Origin of the sequence: Methylobacterium sp. NMS14P (assembly GCF_028583545.1) — a bacterium.
GTDB lineage: Bacteria > Pseudomonadota > Alphaproteobacteria > Rhizobiales > Beijerinckiaceae > Methylobacterium.
In genome coordinates this window covers 2776624-2791930 of record NZ_CP087106.1, presented here as the reverse complement: position 1 = coordinate 2791930, position 15307 = coordinate 2776624, and the positions used below count along the sequence as shown (strand labels likewise).

At 71.5% G+C, this 15307-nt stretch carries 20 protein-coding genes; 13 read left to right on the top strand and 7 right to left on the bottom strand.

The genetic code is table 11. The features are described 5' to 3' along the window. Positions 1 to 4: 4 nt before the first annotated feature. Both LOK46_RS13255 and LOK46_RS13250 read right to left on the bottom strand, forming a co-directional pair. The gene (locus LOK46_RS13255) at positions 5 to 322 is read right to left on the bottom strand and encodes a hypothetical protein (RefSeq protein WP_273564177.1); all 318 of its coding nucleotides are present in this window, start codon (positions 320 to 322) and stop codon (positions 5 to 7) included. Between the two features lie 71 nt (positions 323 to 393). Then, positions 394 to 576 carry a hypothetical protein gene (locus LOK46_RS13250; RefSeq protein WP_012319429.1) on the bottom strand — a complete coding sequence of 61 codons (183 nt, stop codon included), beginning with the start codon at positions 574 to 576 and terminating at the stop codon, positions 394 to 396. 440 nt (positions 577 to 1016) lie between these two features. Here LOK46_RS13250 and LOK46_RS13245 point away from each other — a divergent pair, with 440 nt between their 5' ends. The 7 genes from LOK46_RS13245 (at position 1017) to LOK46_RS13215 (ending at position 5287) form a co-directional block, all read left to right on the top strand. Further along, on the top strand, positions 1017 to 1877 hold the full coding sequence (locus LOK46_RS13245) for an SDR family oxidoreductase (protein ID WP_273564176.1): 861 nt from the start codon (positions 1017 to 1019) through the stop codon (positions 1875 to 1877). A 32-nt stretch (positions 1878 to 1909) separates the two neighbouring features. Next, positions 1910 to 2224 carry a hypothetical protein gene (locus LOK46_RS13240; protein ID WP_273564175.1) on the top strand — a complete coding sequence of 105 codons (315 nt, stop codon included), beginning with the start codon at positions 1910 to 1912 and terminating at the stop codon, positions 2222 to 2224. A gap of 469 nt (positions 2225 to 2693) precedes the next feature. Continuing rightward, entirely contained in the window at positions 2694 to 2942 is a 249-nt protein-coding gene (locus tag LOK46_RS13235; RefSeq protein WP_273564174.1) for a hypothetical protein, read from the top strand. A 66-nt stretch (positions 2943 to 3008) separates the two neighbouring features. Beyond that, on the top strand, positions 3009 to 3644 hold the full coding sequence (locus LOK46_RS13230) for a cell wall anchor protein (RefSeq protein ID WP_273564173.1): 636 nt from the start codon (positions 3009 to 3011) through the stop codon (positions 3642 to 3644). Positions 3645 to 3716: 72 nt separating this feature from the next. Continuing rightward, entirely contained in the window at positions 3717 to 4295 is a 579-nt protein-coding gene (locus LOK46_RS13225; protein ID WP_273564172.1) for an NADPH-dependent FMN reductase, read from the top strand. Between the two features lie 347 nt (positions 4296 to 4642). Beyond that, positions 4643 to 4975 (top strand): hypothetical protein, encoded by a 333-nt coding sequence (locus LOK46_RS13220; RefSeq protein ID WP_273564171.1) that lies wholly within the window; start codon positions 4643 to 4645, stop codon positions 4973 to 4975. 138 nt (positions 4976 to 5113) lie between these two features. Next, complete coding sequence (locus tag LOK46_RS13215; protein WP_273564170.1) at positions 5114 to 5287, top strand: hypothetical protein; 174 nt, start codon at positions 5114 to 5116, stop codon at positions 5285 to 5287. A 493-nt stretch (positions 5288 to 5780) separates the two neighbouring features. On the opposite strand, the gene LOK46_RS13210 is transcribed toward LOK46_RS13215, so the two are convergent. Next, positions 5781 to 5996 carry a hypothetical protein gene (locus LOK46_RS13210; protein WP_020092165.1) on the bottom strand — a complete coding sequence of 72 codons (216 nt, stop codon included), beginning with the start codon at positions 5994 to 5996 and terminating at the stop codon, positions 5781 to 5783. 315 nt (positions 5997 to 6311) lie between these two features. Here LOK46_RS13210 and LOK46_RS13205 point away from each other — a divergent pair, with 315 nt between their 5' ends. Further along, positions 6312 to 6464 carry a hypothetical protein gene (locus LOK46_RS13205; RefSeq protein WP_273564169.1) on the top strand — a complete coding sequence of 51 codons (153 nt, stop codon included), beginning with the start codon at positions 6312 to 6314 and terminating at the stop codon, positions 6462 to 6464. 3 nt (positions 6465 to 6467) lie between these two features. On the opposite strand, the gene LOK46_RS13200 is transcribed toward LOK46_RS13205, so the two are convergent. Both LOK46_RS13200 and serA read right to left on the bottom strand, forming a co-directional pair. Then, positions 6468 to 6947, bottom strand: a complete 480-nt coding sequence (locus LOK46_RS13200; RefSeq protein WP_273564168.1) for a hypothetical protein — start codon at positions 6945 to 6947, stop codon at positions 6468 to 6470. Between the two features lie 154 nt (positions 6948 to 7101). Continuing rightward, a complete protein-coding gene (gene serA / locus LOK46_RS13195) occupies positions 7102 to 8352 on the bottom strand; it encodes a phosphoglycerate dehydrogenase (protein ID WP_273564167.1) in 1251 nt (416 codons plus the stop codon). A 339-nt stretch (positions 8353 to 8691) separates the two neighbouring features. Here serA and LOK46_RS13190 point away from each other — a divergent pair, with 339 nt between their 5' ends. Next, positions 8692 to 9540: a transglutaminase-like domain-containing protein gene (locus LOK46_RS13190; RefSeq protein WP_273564166.1), complete on the top strand. Its 849-nt coding sequence runs from the start codon at positions 8692 to 8694 to the stop codon at positions 9538 to 9540. A 36-nt stretch (positions 9541 to 9576) separates the two neighbouring features. Here LOK46_RS13190 and LOK46_RS13185 read toward each other — a convergent pair whose 3' ends face one another. Further along, positions 9577 to 10344: a Crp/Fnr family transcriptional regulator gene (locus LOK46_RS13185; protein WP_273564165.1), complete on the bottom strand. Its 768-nt coding sequence runs from the start codon at positions 10342 to 10344 to the stop codon at positions 9577 to 9579. 525 nt (positions 10345 to 10869) lie between these two features. Between LOK46_RS13185 and rpsA the strand changes: the two genes are divergently transcribed. From rpsA to LOK46_RS13165, 4 genes are all read left to right on the top strand, one after another. Continuing rightward, positions 10870 to 12582: a 30S ribosomal protein S1 gene (gene rpsA / locus LOK46_RS13180; RefSeq protein ID WP_010683172.1), complete on the top strand. Its 1713-nt coding sequence runs from the start codon at positions 10870 to 10872 to the stop codon at positions 12580 to 12582. A 343-nt stretch (positions 12583 to 12925) separates the two neighbouring features. After that, entirely contained in the window at positions 12926 to 13888 is a 963-nt protein-coding gene (gene sppA / locus LOK46_RS13175; protein WP_273564164.1) for a signal peptide peptidase SppA, read from the top strand. Between the two features lie 50 nt (positions 13889 to 13938). Further along, positions 13939 to 14250 (top strand): integration host factor subunit beta, encoded by a 312-nt coding sequence (locus tag LOK46_RS13170; protein WP_012319412.1) that lies wholly within the window; start codon positions 13939 to 13941, stop codon positions 14248 to 14250. Between the two features lie 18 nt (positions 14251 to 14268). Beyond that, positions 14269 to 14637 carry a LapA family protein gene (locus LOK46_RS13165; RefSeq protein WP_273564589.1) on the top strand — a complete coding sequence of 123 codons (369 nt, stop codon included), beginning with the start codon at positions 14269 to 14271 and terminating at the stop codon, positions 14635 to 14637. Positions 14638 to 14647: 10 nt separating this feature from the next. Here LOK46_RS13165 and LOK46_RS13160 read toward each other — a convergent pair whose 3' ends face one another. Further along, complete coding sequence (locus LOK46_RS13160; RefSeq protein ID WP_273564163.1) at positions 14648 to 15307, bottom strand: phosphoribosylanthranilate isomerase; 660 nt, start codon at positions 15305 to 15307, stop codon at positions 14648 to 14650.

Genomic DNA, 15307 nt, shown 5'->3' with positions numbered 1-15307 from the left:
GCGGCTACGAGTGCTGCTGACGCTTCAGGCTGCTCTGCGCTCCGGACTCGTCCGTCTTCGGGTTCGCCAGGCCGCTCGTGTTGCCGGCGGCGTCGGCGTCCAGTTCGGCGACCACCTGCCGATTGCCGGCATGATCCTGATACTGCTCGGTCTGGACGTTCTTGCTGTCCAGGCCTCGCTCGTCGCTGTGCTGGGACTTGTCTCGGTTGCTGAGCACCATGTTCTCGGGCAGCACGCCTTCGGGCAGCTCCGACATGGCCCCGGTCCCGTCTCCCTTGCCCTGGGCGCCTGGGCCGACCTTGTGCCGACTGGCATTTGCCATGATCATCCTCCGGTGCGGATCAACACTCTCGTCGGGCACGGCGGCTCGCGGCGCCCGCGCGGTTCGGGCCGTCAGCGGTCCTGCTGGTATCCCTGGTTGGTGGTGTTCACCTTGGAATTTCCGGCTTGGCCGACCTTGTCCGGATCCTTGGTCTGGGATCCGGCACGGCCCTGCGTGAGCGGCGCTTCGGTGGCGCTGCCGGGCCCCTTGTCGGACCGGTTGGCCGGCGGAACAGGCGGTGGCTTGGTCGTCATGGTTACCCCGTGTTGGCCGAATACGGAGCCAACCCGACAAGGTCCGCATCGTTCCGGACCAGGCTTTTCCTGTCACGCTTGAGAGCTGATCCGCGCCCGCCGCACCGTTTGAGCAGAGTTATACGTTCCTCCGCCCCAATCACGGCAGCGATCGAGCGCCATCATCGCTCTCACTATTGTGGCCACGCGCGCAACGACGTCGCTCCACCGCGGCTGTTCGCCAATCTCCGCGAAACATTGCCCGCCGGGTCGTGTTGTCGACACGGGGAACGGTTCCAGCGGAGACGCCGATCACGGATCCGCCCGACCTCCGCGACGTCCGGCAACCGGGTGCGGACCTGTCCGCGATCGATCCGGACGTCGAAGCGCGGCCCCCGTTCCACGCCCCGCGTCGGGATTTCTGCATCGCGACCGCCTCGCCGCCGCGCAAGGAGCGCCACATGACCGACTTCCCGAAGCCGCCGTTCGACCGGCAGCGCCAGCTCACCCCGCCGGCCCGCGACGCCGACATGGATCCGCGCCCGGATTACGGCGAGGCGCATTATCGCGGCTCCGGGCGGCTGTCCGGCCGCAAGACGATCATCACCGGCGCGGACAGCGGCATCGGCCGGGCCGTGGCGCTCGCCTTCGCCCGGGAGGGGGCGGACGTGCTGGTCAGCTACTACGACGAGCACGACGATGCCCGCGAGACCTGCCGCCTCGTGGAATCGGCGGGCCGCACGGCCGTGGCGGTGCCGGGGGACATCAAGGACCCGAAGCATTGCCGCGCCATCGTCGACAAGGCGGTGGCCGCGTTCGGGCAGGTCGACGTGCTCGTCAACAACGCCGCGCACCAGAAGACCTTCGCGAATCCGGAGGAGATCTCCGACGAGGAGTGGGAGGTCACCTTCGCGACCAATATCCACGCCATGTTCTACCTGGTGAAAGCCGCCCTGCCGCACATGAAGGGCGGCAGCTCGATCATCAACACCACCTCGGTGAACGCCGACGCGCCCAGCCCGCAGTTGCTGGCCTACGCCACCACCAAGGGCGCGATCCAGAACTTCACCGGCGGCCTCGCCCAGATGCTGGCGGAGCGCGACATCCGGGTGAACTGCGTGGCTCCGGGACCGGTCTGGACGCCGCTCATCCCCTCCACCATGCCGGAGGAGAAGGTCCGCAGCTTCGGCTCGCAGGTACCGATGAAGCGTCCCGGCCAGCCCTGCGAACTCGCCCCCGTCTACGTCATGCTGGCCGGTCCGGAATCGAGCTACGTCTCCGGTGCCACCGTGGCGGTGACCGGCGGCAAGCCGATCCTCTGACCCGATCCCGTCCACAGCCCAGGAGAACCGCCATGGCCCGGAACCCGGCCGATGCGCAATCACCCGCCCGCGCGACCCTGCGCACCTTCAACGCGACGGCCGACCGCAACGGCCAGGATCTCGGCCAGGACGAGGCCCGGGATCTCGCGCGCCCGGCGGAACTCACGCGCGAGCGCCAGTCCGATCCGGGCTGGCAGGCCGAGGTCGCCCGCACCGCGTCGGGTCAGCACCGTGTCGACGCGGTGAGCGGCGGCAGCGTCGCCTCCGTGGAGGCGACGGAGGCCGAGACGCCGCCCGAGAACCTGCGCCACCTCGGCGACGCGCGCACCGGGCCGAAATCCTCCTGACCGGCTGATCCGGCCGTCCCGGACATGAATCCGACCCGCGTGCACGCCGTCGCCGACTCCGCGGTCCCCGCCCTGATCGCCGCGCTGTCGCGGCGGGGATCCGCGGCCCGGAGGATCACGCGGATCGGACCGGTCTGGCACGCGACCTGCGCGGTGCCGACGCGCGACGAGGGCGGCCTCGCCCCGCCCTGTCGATGCGGACCCACGTCGCCTGCGACGCGGCGGGCGCCCGCGGCTTCCTCGGTGCGGTCACCCTGCGGCGCGACGCGCCGGCGCGGGACCCGCTCCCGCGCGCGGCCCTGGGCCTGAGCGAGCTCCTGCTGATCGCCGCGGGCGACCGGGACGTGACGCGCGACCCGATCGACCGGGCAGGCCGCTCCGTCGCCTCCGGACCCGGCTCGTCGCCGCCCGCGCCGGCCCGTATCGAAGGTGATCGGCGATGCCGTCCGGTCTCGGCCCTCCGCTCGGGATGGCATCACGGTTCACCCTCGGCTGGATCGTCGTCCACGAGGCCGGGACCCGCGCCGAGGCCGTGACGGAGGGGCCGGGCGCCCTGTTCCTCCCGAGCGCGCTGCTGACCGGGATCGCGCTCCTGGCCGTCCTCGGCAACACGCACACGACCGGGCTCGTGCCGACGCGGTCCATCTCGGCCGGCCGGGAGCGGCAGAAATTGCCGCCCGGTCGATCCTGCCGGCCGAGAGCCCGGACCCGCCGTTGAGAACATTGGGAAAATTCTGGAACGGCCCGTGCCTACCCCCGGTGAGGGCGGTCGCGGAGGCGGACCATGTCGGTGAATACGGTTTCGGGCAGTTCACTCCAGCGGGACCTCGTCGGCGCCCTGAGGCAGGCGCGCGCGGCGAACGCCGCCCGCCTCGACGTCGGCTCCGCCGCGACGGCGGGCCAGGAGACCGGCACGCAGGCGACCGCGGACAGCACCGCCCCGTCGACCGGGACGGCGTCGACGCCGACCCTGTCGAACGATCTGATGGCGTCGCTCCTCCAGCTGCAATCCGACTTCAGCCAGATGGGGCTGCAGAACGGCGTCACCGCGCCCGCGGAAGCCGCGGCCAACGCCGACGACACGTCGACCACCGGCGCGGCAGCCGGCCAGGCCGCGGCCGGCGCGACCCCCGTCCAGCACCATCGCGGCCACCATGGCCATCGGCCGGTGTCGGATGCCGAGCAGAGCGGGGCGGCCGCCCAGACCGGCACCGCGACGGATGCGTCCGCGTCCTCGGCCTCGTCCGCGAGCGCGTCCACGACCGCGGCCCCCGATCCCGCGACGGGAACGGAGAAGGCGACGGACAGCGGCAGCGACCTGCAATCCTTCCTGCAGCAGGTGACGAAGGCGGTCACCGCCTACGCGGCCGGCGGGCCGCTCGGCATCGCGGCCGCACTCACCAGCAGCACTAAGGCCTGACGATCCCGGGATCGACCCGCGGCTGGAGCGGCGCGGCCGTCTCTGGCATGATCGGGGGAACCGGAGAGCGCCATGGCCCTGACCGTCCCCGTGATCCTCGGCAGCGTTCGCACCGACCGCATCGGCATCCGCGCCGCGCGCTTCCTGATCGCGCAGCTCGCGGCGCGCGGCCACGCCGCCCCTCTGGTCGATCCGGCCGAACTGGCGCTCCCGCTCCTCGACCGGATGTTCAAGGAATACCCGGCCGGGACGGCCCCGGAGCCGCTGCAGCGCTGCGCCGACCTCTTCCGCCGCGCCGACGCCTTCCTGGTCGTCACGGCCGAGTACAACCACGGTGTGCCGCCGGCGCTGTCCAACACCCTCGATCACTTCCTCGAGGAGTATTTCTGGCGGCCCTCGGCCATCTGCTGCTACTCGGCCGGCCAGTTCGGCGGCGTCCGGGCCGCGATGCCGCTGCGGGCCATGCTCGCCGAGATGGGCATGTCGAGCATCCCGTCGCTCCTGCCGATCCCGCGGCTCCAGAAGGTCATCGACGCGCAGGGCGTCCCCGCCGAGCCCTGGCTCACGTCGGCGGCCGCCCGCTTCCTCGACGAGCTGGAATGGCACGCCGAGGCGCTGCGGGACCGGCGCCAGCGCGGCACGCCGTACTGACCCGCGGAGCGCGCTCCGGACGGCGTCGCCTCGCGTCGGGCGATGCCCGCGAGGCCGGGCGGCCGACAGCATCGGCCCTAGCGAATCAGAGGTATTCGGGCGGCGAAGCGCGCCCTCACGCGGGCATTTCTGCGCCCTGAATCTGTCGAGACCGCGCATTCGATTCTCGAAATGCCCAAATACTCGGTGCACGATTGTAGAACAACTGAGCCGGATCGCGCGGGCGAAACGGTGAACCGGCAGAGCGCCCAGGTCGCGAGACAGTATTGCGCTGTTGCAAAAAGGTGGCTGCACACGGCTCCGAAGTATGAGAGCTTGGCCGTGTTCCCGAACCCGGACCGATTCCGATGAAGATCGACGAGAGGGCGCTCCTGCAGGAGCGCGTGCGGACACTTGTCCTGCGCCACGCCCTGGAAGCCGTGCTGGACCGCCTCGCGTCGGTCGCGCGCGAGGCGGGGAAGGACGCCGAGACGGAATTCCTGAGCCTGGAGCAGTCGCTCGTCTCGGCCGCGCGCGGCCTCGCCGATCGGGCCACCGCCCAGAAGCTGGCGGTGCTGGTCGCCGTCGAGGATGCGGGCACGACGATCCGGGCCGCGTTCGACAACGCCCACGACCGTCTCGAGGTGCTGCGGCCGGCCCACCTCACCCTCGTCGCGCCGACCGCGGCCGTCGCCGCCTAGGCGCGCACGGTCTCGGGCTCTGCCGGGAACGCGCCGCGCGGACGGGAGGTCACAGTGCGGGCGCGCCTCGGGCCGCGCCGGCGCCCGCGCGCGCCGGCCGAACGTCGCGAGACCGGCCGACAACCGCGCGAGCGTCGCGTGGCCGAAGGCGAGGAAGACGGCCCCGCCGGTCAGGACCACCCGCTCGATCCGATCGGTGCTGCTGATGTGGTCCGGCACCTCGACGCATCGCACGAGGATCTCGGCGACGAGCCCCAGGACCAGCAGGGCGAGACCGCCCGGGTGGCAGAGCGTGTCGATCGCGCCCCGTGATCCGGATCCTCGATCGGCCGGCCGCCGAGGAGGCGGCTCGCGCCGTGGCGCACCTCCGGCACCGCGTCCCAGCCGACCAGGATGACGCCCATCCCCTCGATCAGGGACCGGCCGCGTGGATCGTCGCGCGGGTCCGGATGCCCGTGCCCCAGAGCAGCGACGCGACCGGCATGGACCGGACGGCAGTCCGAACGCGCATGAACGCAGAACTCGGGCGCGACGCGGGTCACCGATCCCGGTCAATCTCAGCAAGACCGCGCCGCTCCGGCCTCTTCGAGGACGGACGGCATTCGGGCCGCACGGTCCGGCTTCCAGGACTCATCGCCCCGTCACGCACCCGATACAGGCGGCGCCGGCCGCCGCACCGCCCGCGTCCCCGAATTCCGAGTCGCGGCACCCGGCCGGGCACGTCCGCGACGCTCCTCTCCGGCTCGGCCGGGGAGGGGGGACGTCGGATCGAGCGGGCGCGTCCGCGACGCGCCCGCCCGGCGGCTCACTGCTTGGCGCGATTGATGATCGCCCAGAGCGCGTGGGCGACGGGCTCGGTGACGGTGCGACGGTACTTGCGGTGAACCAGTTGCCCGTTGTGGTAGACGTCCTGCTCCACGTAGAGCCGCTCGCCGTCCCAGCGGACGATGTTGTCGGACTCGGTGGTCTCCTCGACGCCGAGATCGCCTCGGAGAATCGAGTTGCCTGTCTGGGTCAGCATACGCGCGTCCTCGTTCACGCAGTCGGTTCTACCCGGGAAGCGCCGCCGCGGCCCGTGCAGCGCGATCCCAGGCAGCCCCCGATGTGGGGCAGCATAGGAGCGCATCGGCGGACTTGCCAGCGAGGCGGCGGACGCAAGCGCCCGACCGTCACGTCGTCCCCGGCCCGGGCCGAGATCCGGCCTGCCGGGAGCGACCTTAACGTTACCCATGTGCGCTTCGGCACGTTCAGCTCTGCCGTAAGGTGCGATGCTTCACATGCGCACCCTGTCGCCCTGCACGACGCAGGCGGGATCGGCGGCGCGACGGAGGCGTCCATGCTCGCTCGCCCGTTCCGCCTGATCGCCCCGGCGCTCGCAGCCCTCGGCCTCGTCGCCCTGCGCCTCGCGAGCCCGTTCATCGGGCCGGTATCGCCCCCGCAACCGGGCGCCTCCGACGACACCGGCGTCGTCTTCCGGCACTATCTCTGACGCTCAACCCCGGCGGCTCAGCACGGGAGCCGCGGCCGGCAGCGGGCACGACGCCCCGGCCGCGGGCCCGAGGACGATGTCGCCCTGGCGCGGGTTGTTCACCGTGAACGGGGCCGTCTCCTGGAGGCCGATGAAGCCGCGCCCGAGCTGCGGCACGAACAGGTCGCCCCCGAACCGGACGAAGCAGCGGTCGAGCACCGCCTCGTAATCGAAGGTCCGCTGGGTGACCGGGGTCCCGCCCGCGGCCGGCGCGCCGCAATAGGCCGCGATGGCGATCTGGCCCGGCCGCGCCAGCCGCACCGGGAGCGACTGGCCGGGCAGCAGCGTCGCGGGCGGCCCGCCGTCCTGGCGGGCGACGAGGACGAGGTTCGACCGATTGTAGACCCGGCGCAGGCAATCCGCCGACGCGCCGGAGACGACCGAGACCGACCCGGCGATGCCGAGCACGAGGCCGGCCCATGCGCACGCTACACGCTTCGTCACCGCAATTCCTCCGCCGGCCGGGCGCTCGACCGGCCGAGGCCGTCGATGGTGCCGTCCATGACTTGAACAGCGGCCAGCTTGGCCGCGCAAGACGAACGCGGCAAGACCCGCCGCGTTCACGCGCGCAGCTTAAATTCCCGCGCGCGCCGCGGGGTCAGCGGCGCTCGTAGAGGAGGCGGGCGCGGATCGTGCCCGGGATGGCGCGGATCTCGGTGAGCAGCGCCTCCGCATCCGCGTCGGTGGCGTCGGTCTCCAGCACCACGTAACCGACCTCGCCGTCGGTCTGGTAGAACTGCGCGGCGATGTTGACGTGGCCGCGGGAGAACACGTCGTTGAGCCGCCCCAGCATCCCGGGCAGGTTGCGCTGGACGTGGATGAACCGCGTCCCGGTCGGACGGGCCGGGAGCTGCACCTGCGGGAAGTTCACGGCGCCGACCGTCGAGCCGATATCGGAATAGTCCACGAGCTTGCGCGCCACCTCGGAGCCGATGCGCTCCTGCGCCTCCTCGGTGGAGCCGCCGATATGCGGGGTGAGGATCACGTTCTCGAGCCCCTGGAGCGGGCTCACGAACGATTCGGCGTTCGAGCCCGGCTCCACCGGAAAGACGTCGACGGCCGCGCCCTTGAGATGGCCGTCGCGCAGGGCCGCGGCCAGCGCCTCGAGATCGACGACGGTGCCCCGGGCGTTGTTGATCAGGAAGGCGCCGGGCTTCATCGCCCGGATCTCGGCCGCGCCGATCATGTTGGCGGTGGCGTCGGTCTCCGGCACGTGCAGCGAGACGACGTCGCTCTGGGCCAGCAGCGCGTGCAGCGTCTCGACCGGCTCGGTGTTGCCGTGGCGCAGCTTGTCGGTGTGGTCGTAGAACAGCACCCGCATGCCCATGGCTTCCGCCAGGGTCGAGAGCTGCGTGCCGATGTTGCCGTAGCCGACGATGCCCAGCGTCTTGCCGCGCACCTCCAGCGAGCCCACCGCCGACTTGTCCCAGCGGCCCGCGTGGGCCCCCACCGAGCGCGGCACGATCCGGCGCAGCAGCATCACGATCTCGCCGATCGTCAGCTCCGCCACCGACCGGGTGTTCGAGAAGGGGGCGTTGAACACCGGGATGCCCCGGTGGCGCGCCGCGTCCAGATCGACCTGGTTGGTGCCGACCGAGAAGCAGCCCACGGCCAGGAGCCGGTCCGCCGACTCGAACGCGGCCGCGTCGAGCTGCGTGCGCGAGCGGATGCCCACCATGTGCACGCCCTGGAGCGCCTCGTGCAGGGCCTCCCGGTCCAGCGCCTTCGGCAGTCGGGTCAGGTTGGTGTAGCCGGCCGCCCGCATCAGCGCCACGGCGCTGTCGTTGATGCCCTCGAGCAGCAGGACACGGATCTTGTCCTTCGGCAGGGAAAGCTTGTCGGGCGTCATGGGCGTCGATCGTCTGGCAGCAGGCCGCACCGGGCGGCGCCGGCGGACCCTGGAATCGAGCGGCCTGGGATAAGAGGCTGCCGTGTGCGTTGCAACATGGTGCGGTGACGGACGGCCCCGCTTGACCGCAGCCCCGCCCTCGGCCTGCCGCATGACGGTCCGCACAGCTCCGACGCGACCGCGGTTCGCGGCCCCTGCGAAATATTCAGGCAGTTCAAACTGTCTTGAACCGACCTCGGCGGCGGAACCTGACCTCGGCTCGCGGCTTGTAGGGCCCTGTACTGTAACGACCCGTCTGCCGGCCCGGCCGGACAGCGACCTTGCTCACGGTCTCCGACGATGCAGATCCGCACCGGCTTCTCGATCGCCTTCGACACGTTCGGCCCCACGCCGATGAACCTGCTCCTGAACGTGCGCCCGGAGCGCCGGGGCGACCTCCTGACGCCGGAGGTGATCACCTTCGATCCGCCGGTCGCGGCGGCGCAGCACGTCGACGCCTTCGGCAATGTCTGCACGCGCATCGTCGCGCCGGGCGGCCGGATCACCATGGCGGCCGATTTCACGATCGCCGACAGCGGGCTGCCGGACGACCAGGCCCCAGATGCCCGCCAGATCGCCGTGCAGGACCTGCCCGACGACGTCATGCCGTACCTGCTCGGCTCCCGCTACTGCGACACCGACAAGCTCTCGCAGACCGCGTGGTCCCTGTTCGGCGCCACCCCCGAGGGCTGGGCCCGCGTGCAGGCGATCGTCGATTTCGCCCATACCCGTCTGCGCTTCGACTACCAGCAGGCCGACGCGACCCGCACCGCCTTCGACGGCTACACGCAGCGCGTCGGCGTGTGCCGGGACTTCGCGCATCTGGCGATCACGCTGTGCCGGTGCATGAACATCCCGGCGCGCTACGCCACCGGCTACCTGGGCGATATCGGCGTGCCGAAGGACCCGGCGCCGATGGACTTCTCCGCGTGGTTCGAGGTCTTCCTCGCGGGGCCCGAGGGGCCGCGCTGGTACACGTTCGACGCCCGCCACAACCGGCCCCGCATCGGCCGCATCGTCATGGCCCGCGGGCGCGACGCCACCGACTGCGCCCTGACGACGAGCTTCGGCGCCGCCCACCTGGTCCGGTTCGACGTCCACACCGACGCGGTGGCCGAGGCGCCGGATGCCCTGGCCCGGGCCGCCTGAGGGGCGCGCCCGCCGGACCGCCCGCCGACCCGCTTGCTAGACCGCCTCGGCGGTCTCGCGGGCCGGTGCCGGGTTGTTCGCCAAGTGCAGGAACGTCTGGTCGAACTCCGCGACCTCCGTGAGCGCGTCCCAGTCCTCGATGGTCAGGACGCCGCCGCTCAGCGTGACGAGCCCCCGGCCGCGCAGGGTGCGCAGGACTCGGTTCAGGTGGACGCTGGTCAGGCCGAGCGCGTCGGCGAGTTCGGACTGCTTGGGCACCAGCGGGCAGCTCAGGCCGCGCGCGAGCCCGACCGCTTTCTGCCGCAGGTAAAGCTCGCAGAACAGGTGGGCCACGCGACCGAGCGCCTGCCGCCGCCCGAGGCTGGTGATGCGCTCGCGGTAATGGGCGGCGTCGATGAGGCTGTCGCGCCAGAGGGTGGCGGCGAGCCCCGGATTGCGCAGGAGCACCGCGCGCAGGTCGTCGTGCGAGATCAGCGCCACGACGCAGGGCGTGAGGGTGGCGAGGTTGTGATCCATCCGGTGCAGGTGAAGGCTCTGCAGGTCCGGCAGGTCGCCCGCGATGTAGAACGACAGGATCTGCCGACCGCCCTCGGCGAGGGCGGCGTAGCGGTAGACCCAGCCCTGCAGGACGAGGCAGCTGCTGGTCGGCCGGTCGCCGAACCGGACGATGTCGTGGCGGGCCGGCAGGTTCCGGACCGTGTGCGGCAGATCGAGGAGCGCCGCGCGGTCGGCATCGGACAGGCGCGCGATGCTGTCGAGCTTGCGCGCCAGCATCTCCATCGGGGCGTTGTACCCGTTCGGCATCGCGGGCTCAGCCCCCGGAGCGCGCGGAACGCGCGGCGCCGCCGGGCCGATGGCGCGCCACCCAAGACTCGAGATCAGGACGCCGCACGCTTCACCCCCAGACGCTTCGCATCGCCGGACCGGCCCGAACCTCGGCCGGTCGGGGATGCCCCTCGGCCGGCGGGAGCGCGACCGCACCTGTTCGATGGCGGACCAGTTTGCCGGATCCACGGCCGGCGGCAAGACCGCCCGATCCCCGCGGACCGCCCGCCGAGCCTAAAACCCTAATCGGTTGAAGTCGCAAGGGCGATGTTGTAAGGGACGCGCGTCCTCCCGGATCCGCCCTCGCGCGCTCGTCTTCTGGCGCGCCCGCCGGGCCGCCGGACGGACCGCCCTCGTCATCCGTATCGACGCGTCGGCAAACCGGGTCCCGCGGGACCGGTCGCCTCTCCCGAAAGACTCCGGGAAGGCCGCGGCGAACGGGGGCGCCTGCAACGCGAGCCGCCGACGCAACGGGCCTCCGCCGGGGGCCGTTCAGGAGACAGAATGACCGCAGGTACCGCTCTGGGGCGTGGCCCGAGCCGCGAGGATTTCGCAGCCCTCCTCGAGGAGAGCTTCCTCGAACACGAGATCACCGAAGGCTCCGTCGTCAAGGGTCGCGTCGTCGCGATCGAGAAGGACGTGGCCGTCATCGACATCGGCGCCAAGACGGAAGGCCGTGTCGCGCTCAAGGAATTCACCGGTCCCGGCCGCGAGGGCGAGCTGAAGGTCGGCGACGAGGTCGAGGTCTACGTCGACCGGATCGAGAACGCGCTCGGCGAGGCCGTCATCTCGCGCGACAAGGCGCGCCGCGAGGAGAGCTGGGTCAAGCTCGAGAAGTCGTTCGAGAACAACGACCGCGTCACCGGCACGATCTTCAACCAGGTCAAGGGCGGCTACACGGTCGACCTCGACGGCGCCGTGGCGTTCCTGCCGCGCTCGCAGGTCGACATCCGCCCGGTCCGCGACGTCACCCCGCTGCTGGGCACCCCGCAGCCGTTCCAGATCCTCAAGATGGATCGCCGCCGCGGCAACATCGTCGTGTCGCGCCGGACCGTCCTTGAGGAGAGCCGCGCCGAGCAGCGCTCGGAGCTGGTGGCCAACCTTGAGGAAGGTCAGGTCATCGACGGCGTCGTCAAGAACATCACCGAGTACGGCGCGTTCGTCGACCTCGGCGGGATCGACGGCCTGCTGCACGTCACCGACATGGCGTGGCGCCGCGTGAACCACCCGTCCGAGGTGGTCACGATCGGTCAGACCGTGAAGGTCAAGATCATCAAGATCAACCACGAGACGCACCGCATCTCGCTCGGCATCAAGCAGCTGCTCGCCGATCCGTGGGAGGGCATCGCCGCCCGCTACCCGGAGGGCGCCAAGCTCAAGGGCCGCGTGACCAACATCACCGACTACGGTGCCTTCGTGGAGCTGGAGCCGGGGATCGAGGGCCTGATCCACGTCTCCGAGATGAGCTGGACCAAGAAGAACGTCCATCCGGGCAAGATCGTCTCCACCTCCCAGGAGGTCGAGGTTCAGATCCTGGAGGTCGATCCGGTCAAGCGCCGCATCAGCCTGGGCCTCAAGCAGACCCTGCAGAACCCCTGGGAGGCCTTCGCCGAGAAGCACCCGGTCGGTTCCGAGGTCGAGGGCGAGGTCAAGAACAAGACCGAGTTCGGGCTGTTCATCGGCCTCGAGGGCGACGTCGACGGCATGGTCCACCTGTCGGATCTCGACTGGAACCGTCCCGGCGAGCAGGTCATCGAGGAGTTCAAGAAGGGCGACATGGTCCGCGCCCAGGTTCTCGACGTCGACGTCGAGAAGGAGCGGATCTCGCTGGGCGTGAAGCAGCTCGGCGGTGACCCCTTCGCCGAGGCCGGCGAGATCAAGAAGGGTCAGATCGTCACCTGTGAGGTGGTCGAGGTGAAGGATGCCGGCGTCGAGGTGAAGATCGTCGACACCGACATGCAGACCTTCATCCGCCGGGCCGAGCTCGCCCGCGACCGCGGCGACCAGCGCCCCGAGCGCTTCGCCACCGGCGAGAAGTTCGACGCCCGCGTCGTCCAGTTCGACCGGAAGGCCCGCCGCGTGCAGGTCTCGATCAAGGCCCTCGAGGTCGCCGAGGAGAAGGAGGCCATGGCCCAGTTCGGCTCCGCCGATTCGGGTGCCTCCCTCGGCGACATCCTCGGTGCCGCCTTCAACAAGAAGCGCTCCGACGACGAGTGAGATACGGCCCCTGCCGCCCGGCCTGTCCGGGCGGCGGATCCGCCGCGTTGAGACCCGCGCGGGACCCCGGTCCCGCGCGGGTTTTTCTTTTGACGCCGGCAATCCAAGGTTGCCGGGAGCGGGACGCGATCCCTGTCGCGCCGTTCGACGCGACAGGGATCGGCCGCCCCGTCATTTTCTTCACGCGCCCCGTATCCACGCCCGCGGAAAATGCTCTAGAACACCGGCCTCGCACGGCTCGGACCGAGTGAGCCGAAGGAAACCAAGGACTTGCCCGGCGCGGGGGGACGGCTCCCGCACCCCGTCGAGGGGCCGGTCGGGGTGCTTTAGGGGAAGCGACAGCATGGCAGCCGATGCCGAACTGCTGATTGACCGGCGGCGCCTGCGCCGCAGGTTGTCCCTCTGGCGCGTGCTCGGCGTCGGCGGCCTCATCGTGGCGGTCGGGGCCCTCGGGTACCGGGTGCGGACGGGCGCGGACGGCGCCTTCGCGGTCCAGCCGCAGATCGCCCGCATCTCCGTCTCGGGCTTCATCGCCGGCAGCGAGGCCACCGCCAAGCTGATGAAGCGGGTCGGCGATTCGGACGCCGTGAAGGGCGTGATCGTCTCGATCAACTCGCCCGGCGGCACCACCACGGGCTCGGAAGAGATCTTCCGCAACCTCCGGGCGCTCGCCGCCAAGAAGCCGATCGTGGCCTTCGTGGACGGCACCGCCGCGTCCGGCGCCTACATCACGGCCATCGCGGCCGATCACATCGTCGCCCGCGAGACCAGCCTGGTGGGCTCGATCGGCGTGCTGTTCCAGTACCCCGACTTCTCGGGTCTGCTGGACAAGGTCGGCGTCAAGGTCGAGTCGGTGAAGTCGTCGCCGCTCAAGGCCGAGCCGTCGGGCTTCACCCCGACCTCGCCGGAGGCGCGCGCCGCGCTGGCCTCCGTGGTCGGCGACACCTACGCGTGGTTCAAGGGCCTCGTCGCGGAGCGCCGCGGCATGGATCCGGCCCAGCTCAGCACCGTCTCGGACGGCCGGGTGTTCAGCGGGCGCCAGAGCGTGCCGCTGAAGCTCGTCGACGAGCTCGGCGGCGAGCGGCAGGCGGTGGCGTGGCTGGAGAGCGCCCGCGGCGTCCAGGCGAACCTGCCGATCAAGGACTGGAAGCCCGCCTCGGAGGCCCGGTTCTCGCTGTGGTCCGCCGCCGGGATCGGCGCCGACCTCCTCGGCCTGGAAGGTCTCGCGGCGCAGCTGCGGTCCGTCGGCCTCGAGGCCGAGGCCGCCCGGGGCGGGATGCTCGCCCTCTGGCGCCCGGAACCCTGAACGGCCGCCGCCGCGCAGCCCGCCCCGATCCCGCGAGAAGATCCCACGCCATGATCAAGTCGGAGCTCGTCCTCAAGATCGCCGAGCAGAACCCGCATCTCTACCAGCGCGACGTGGAGATCCTGGTCAACGCGATCCTCGACACCATTTCCGACGCGCTGGCCCGCGGCGACCGGGTCGAGCTGCGCGGCTTCGGCGCCTTCTCGGTCAAGCGCCGCGAGGCGCGCCGGGGACGCAACCCGCGCACGGGTGCCGCCGTTGCCGTGTCCGAGAAGGCGATCCCCGTGTTCAAGACCGGCAAGGAGATGCGCCAGCGCCTCAACGCCGCCGGGATCGGCGAGAATGCCTCGGCCGCCGAGTAGGAAGGACCTGTGAGCGCGATGATCCGTTTCCTGAAGAGCCTCGTGCTGCTGCCGATCGCCGCCCTGGTGATCCTCCTGGCGGTGGCCAACCGCGCGCCGGTGCGGCTCTCCTTCGATCCGTTCAACGTGGACGCGCCGGTCTTCAGCGTCGATCTCCCGCTCTACGCGATCCTGTTCGGCGCGGTGGCCCTCGGCATCGTGGTGGGCGGCATCTTCACGTGGCTGGGCCAGGGCAAGACCCGCGCGCGGGCGCGCTACCACCGCCGCGAGGCCGTCCGGCACGAGCGCGAGGCGAGCCGGCTGCGGGCCTACGCGCCGGAGGCCGAGACGTCGGGCGCCTACACGGTCCCGAATACCGGCCGGACGGCCCTGCCGGCCCCCCGCTGAGGCGGAGACCTCAGCGCCCGCCGCGCGCGGCCGCCACGAAGGCCGCGATCCTCGCCGGATCCTTGACGCCGGGCGCCGTCTCGACACCGGACGACACGTCCACGGCGCCGATCCCCGTGCGGGCGAGGGCGTCGGCGACGTTTCCGGCATCGAGCCCGCCCGACAGCATGGTCCCGGGCGGGAGCGCGGCGCCGCGCAGGAGCTCCCAGTCGAAGCGCAGGCCGTTGCCGCCCGGCAGGGCCGCGTCCGGCGGCGCCTTGGCGTCCAGCAGGATCCGGTCGGCGACGGTCGCGTAGGCCGGCAGGGCCGCGAGATCCGCCGCGGTGGCGATGCCGAGCGCCTTCATCACCGGCCGGCCGGTCCGGGCGCGGATCGCCGCGACGCGCTCCGGGCTCTCGTGGCCGTGGAGCTGGATGAGATCCGGATCCACCGCCTCGACGGACGCGGCGAGCAGCGCGTCGTCCGGATCGACGAGAAGCACCACCCGCTCGGCCCGTCCGCGGGCCAGGGCCGACAGGGCGGCTGCCCGCGCGAGCGCCACGTGCCGGGGACTGCGGGGGAAGTGCACGAGGCCGATCCAGTCCGCCCCGGATTCCAGCGCGGCGGTCAGGGTCGCTTCTGTGCTGAGCCCGCAGATCTTGACGCGGGTCGGGGGCGGGGAGGGGGCCAT

What these genes read in the sequence shown, in the direction of transcription:
- LOK46_RS13255 (WP_273564177.1), bottom strand. Translation starts at nt 322, where the DNA reads ATGGCAAATGCCAGTCGGCACAAGGTCGGCCCAGGCGCCCAGGGCAAG.
- LOK46_RS13250 (WP_012319429.1), bottom strand. Translation starts at nt 576, where the DNA reads ATGACGACCAAGCCACCGCCTGTTCCGCCGGCCAACCGGTCCGACAAG.
- LOK46_RS13245 (WP_273564176.1), top strand. Translation starts at nt 1,017, where the DNA reads ATGACCGACTTCCCGAAGCCGCCGTTCGACCGGCAGCGCCAGCTCACC.
- LOK46_RS13240 (WP_273564175.1), top strand. Translation starts at nt 1,910, where the DNA reads ATGGCCCGGAACCCGGCCGATGCGCAATCACCCGCCCGCGCGACCCTG.
- LOK46_RS13235 (WP_273564174.1), top strand. Translation starts at nt 2,694, where the DNA reads ATGGCATCACGGTTCACCCTCGGCTGGATCGTCGTCCACGAGGCCGGG.
- LOK46_RS13230 (WP_273564173.1), top strand. Translation starts at nt 3,009, where the DNA reads ATGTCGGTGAATACGGTTTCGGGCAGTTCACTCCAGCGGGACCTCGTC.
- LOK46_RS13225 (WP_273564172.1), top strand. Translation starts at nt 3,717, where the DNA reads ATGGCCCTGACCGTCCCCGTGATCCTCGGCAGCGTTCGCACCGACCGC.
- LOK46_RS13220 (WP_273564171.1), top strand. Translation starts at nt 4,643, where the DNA reads ATGAAGATCGACGAGAGGGCGCTCCTGCAGGAGCGCGTGCGGACACTT.
- LOK46_RS13210 (WP_020092165.1), bottom strand. Translation starts at nt 5,996, where the DNA reads ATGCTGACCCAGACAGGCAACTCGATTCTCCGAGGCGATCTCGGCGTC.
- LOK46_RS13205 (WP_273564169.1), top strand. Translation starts at nt 6,312, where the DNA reads ATGCTCGCTCGCCCGTTCCGCCTGATCGCCCCGGCGCTCGCAGCCCTC.
- serA (WP_273564167.1), bottom strand. Translation starts at nt 8,352, where the DNA reads ATGACGCCCGACAAGCTTTCCCTGCCGAAGGACAAGATCCGTGTCCTG.
- LOK46_RS13190 (WP_273564166.1), top strand. Translation starts at nt 8,692, where the DNA reads ATGCAGATCCGCACCGGCTTCTCGATCGCCTTCGACACGTTCGGCCCC.
- LOK46_RS13185 (WP_273564165.1), bottom strand. Translation starts at nt 10,344, where the DNA reads ATGCCGAACGGGTACAACGCCCCGATGGAGATGCTGGCGCGCAAGCTC.
- rpsA (WP_010683172.1), top strand. Translation starts at nt 10,870, where the DNA reads ATGACCGCAGGTACCGCTCTGGGGCGTGGCCCGAGCCGCGAGGATTTC.
- sppA (WP_273564164.1), top strand. Translation starts at nt 12,926, where the DNA reads ATGGCAGCCGATGCCGAACTGCTGATTGACCGGCGGCGCCTGCGCCGC.
- LOK46_RS13170 (WP_012319412.1), top strand. Translation starts at nt 13,939, where the DNA reads ATGATCAAGTCGGAGCTCGTCCTCAAGATCGCCGAGCAGAACCCGCAT.
- LOK46_RS13165 (WP_273564589.1), top strand. Translation starts at nt 14,269, where the DNA reads ATGATCCGTTTCCTGAAGAGCCTCGTGCTGCTGCCGATCGCCGCCCTG.
- LOK46_RS13160 (WP_273564163.1), bottom strand. Translation starts at nt 15,307, where the DNA reads ATGGCCCCCTCCCCGCCCCCGACCCGCGTCAAGATCTGCGGGCTCAGC.